Source organism: Lacticaseibacillus jixiensis (assembly GCF_042847315.1).
GTDB lineage: Bacteria > Bacillota > Bacilli > Lactobacillales > Lactobacillaceae > Lacticaseibacillus > Lacticaseibacillus jixiensis.
Window position 1 is genome coordinate 1 of the sequence record NZ_BAAFPR010000075.1, and the last position, 2,198, is coordinate 2,198.

Below are 2,198 nucleotides of genomic sequence, written 5' to 3' on the forward strand. Positions count from 1 at the left end.
CAGAATCGTCGTTGGTCTGGTAACTTGAGGCACTGATTGGCAAGTTGCCTAAAGTTGATACGATGAAGAAACTCTTGGAACAAAACGAGCCCGGCGTCATTTGAAAGTTGACCGCCGTCGGCGGTCAGAGTCACATTGGTATTGCATTGCAGGGATAAGCTGGTTAAAGTTGAGATGGTGTGAAGCCTCGCTTTCGTGATGGTTTTCGTTGACTCAACCTTAGCATATAGGCGCACCCAATGGGTGAAACACCAAAGCAGCGCAGTCCCGTGTGAATCGTGGGATTGCGCTGCTTTTTTGAAATTCTATGAATAATCCAGGCCCAATCATATCAACGACTTCTATCAGAGACGAAAAAAGCAACTCCCCGTGGTCAACGGAAAACCCGTTGGCTCAAAGAAAGTTGCGATCGCCGCGATGAGTCGCCTACTACGAACGATTTATCATCTCGTGACAACGAGTCAGTTGTATTCATACGACGTCAAGCGCCAACCAATCTGACTACGTGAACAGTGTAAACCCTTAGGTGAAAAATGAAAATACCAGGGGCTTATTTGATGTACCCAGAAACTCCAAAACTAGCAATCCAGATTGACTCTTACTCTAATTTCAGAAGATGTGGTTCACCAATACCTAAAAGAAAACGTGATTAAATCAGTATTAGTGCTTGACTAATGGTAGAAAATAAGTCCAACCATCCTTAGTTGTTTTAACGTAAGTGATATCACCGACCCATTTCTGATTAATGTTGGTTGTGCTAAAGTCTTGCGCCAAGAGGTTGTCCCGTTCAACTACTGGGTTTGCCGCTGAGGCGGCGCGATATTTATGGCGGGTGATCGAACGCAAGCCGTCTTCGTGCATCAGCTTTTGGATCAGCTTTTGGCCCACGCGGTCTGTGCGTTGTTGATTGACCATGAAGGTAAGCTTTGGCGCACCATAGCGGCCTTTTGCGGCCCTATAAGCGACGTGCAGTTGTGCTCTGATTTCTTCTCGACGCTTCTCAGTCGGTGTTTCTTCATGATTACAGTAACGGTAATAAGAGCCGCGTGGTACGGATAAAGCATCAGTGGCTGTGACGATTGGGAAGTCATGAGTTTCAATGAAGGCATACAATCGCGGTTCGTCACTTGTTTTGTTTCGCGAAGATGCCCAAGGCTTTTTTTAAGATTTAATTCTCCTGTTTCATCTGAAGATATTCGGCCCGCATTTTGGCAAATTCAGCACTTGTTGGGTCCTTGGTCGTTGCTTGTTTGTGTTCAGTGAACCATTTACCCAAAGTTGCGATGGGAACTTCGTAGTCTTTACTTAGTTCACCAGGTCCCTTGCCTGCAGCGTGCAGTTCGATGAGCATGTCTTTGAAATCTTGGTTGTACTTCTTAGCCATAACAGATCCTCCAGTAATCATACTTTGACCTGGATTATTCACCTCGGTATTTGGGACATGAAATCGCATCTGGCCGGTCTGAAAGCAACGTTTGGATCGTTGCGAATACTGACTGAGCGGAGAAGTTGGTGATCGATGCACCACGAACAGACCGACCCAGTTTTCGGCTCGACGCACGACCTATTCAGTTATTCAGTTCAGGTCGCCAACTGATGGACTTCGTCCATGAGCCGACTAAACCAGTTCTTGTAAACATAGTTAGAAGCAAGATGAATCACCACACGACGGGCGTGCCAAGTAATCCTACCGGCGATGTGAAAGAGGCTGAACCGTAGCGAGGAGATGGTTGAACGACGGTCTTCCGAGACAAAGAGCTGTTTAAAGAGCTGAACCAGGTTATAGGCAATACCGGTGATCAAGGCTCGTGCAGTGTTCCGTGCAAAAGTTGAGCTGTCTGTTTTGTCAAAGCCAAACCCGCATTTCAGCTCCTTAATTTGGTTCTCAGCATTGCCCCGCTGTCTATAGGTCTTGAACAAAGTCTCTGGAGCCTCGGAGGCCAGGCTGGTCACTACGAATGCGTGGTTCCAGGGAACTAGCTCATCTGCCGTATGAGTAGAACATACGATAACACGGCGAGCTTTACCCCATGACGCGGCCTGATACTTGAATTCGTGGTAGACGCATTTGCTCTCTTCATATTTTGGAGGGCAATCCACTAAGGCCGTTTCTGCCAGCTTCCCAAGCTTTGAATTTGCCTTGAGTCGAACCAAAAAGTCGACGCCATGTGTGTCGCACATCTCGTAAAATTTTGGCG

At 47.1% G+C, this 2,198-nt stretch carries 3 protein-coding genes; all 3 read right to left on the minus strand.

Annotated elements, in window-relative coordinates; translation table 11 throughout:
- Positions 1-660: 660 nt before the first annotated feature.
- The gene (locus tag ACGG90_RS15475; protein ID WP_390410721.1) at positions 661-1,113 is read right to left on the minus strand and encodes an IS3 family transposase; all 453 of its coding nucleotides are present in this window, start codon (positions 1,111-1,113) and stop codon (positions 661-663) included.
- A gap of 55 nt (positions 1,114-1,168) precedes the next feature.
- On the minus strand, positions 1,169-1,384 hold the full coding sequence (locus ACGG90_RS15480) for a hypothetical protein (protein ID WP_390410722.1): 216 nt from the start codon (positions 1,382-1,384) through the stop codon (positions 1,169-1,171).
- A 197-nt stretch (positions 1,385-1,581) separates the two neighbouring features.
- A partial coding sequence (locus ACGG90_RS15485) for a transposase (RefSeq protein WP_390407408.1) occupies positions 1,582-2,198 on the minus strand: 617 nt, incomplete at its 5' end.

Coding starts and splice junctions, on each gene's coding strand:
- ACGG90_RS15480 (WP_390410722.1), bottom strand. CDS start 1,384: ATGGCTAAGAAGTACAACCAAGATTTCAAAGACATGCTCATCGAACTG.